General features: G+C 41.2%; 1 protein-coding gene. It reads right to left on the reverse strand.

The genetic code is table 11. From position 1 onward, the window contains the following. The coding region (locus BTV98_RS13285; RefSeq protein WP_143505778.1) for a class I SAM-dependent methyltransferase at positions 1 to 257 on the reverse strand (257 nt) is incomplete at both ends.

Here is a 257-nt window from a genome sequence, read left to right on the forward strand (position 1 = left end):
TGATAGCTTTCTGCATCATTGGCAATCAGCTTGCCCATAATTGGCAAAGCAGTAAATGAATACAAATCATAAGCTTTTGATAAAGGCTCAAAGACAGGTTTTGAGAATTCTAAAATCAATAAGCGACCGCCTGGCTTTAGCACACGGTACATAGATTTTAGGGCCGCGTCTTTGTCTGTGACATTACGCAGACCAAAGCTGATAGTCACTAAATCAAAGCTTTCATCATCGAATGGCGCCAATGTTTCAGCGTTTGC

Source organism: Psychrobacter sp. Cmf 22.2, from assembly GCF_001921745.1.
Classification (GTDB): Bacteria; Pseudomonadota; Gammaproteobacteria; order Pseudomonadales; family Moraxellaceae; genus Psychrobacter.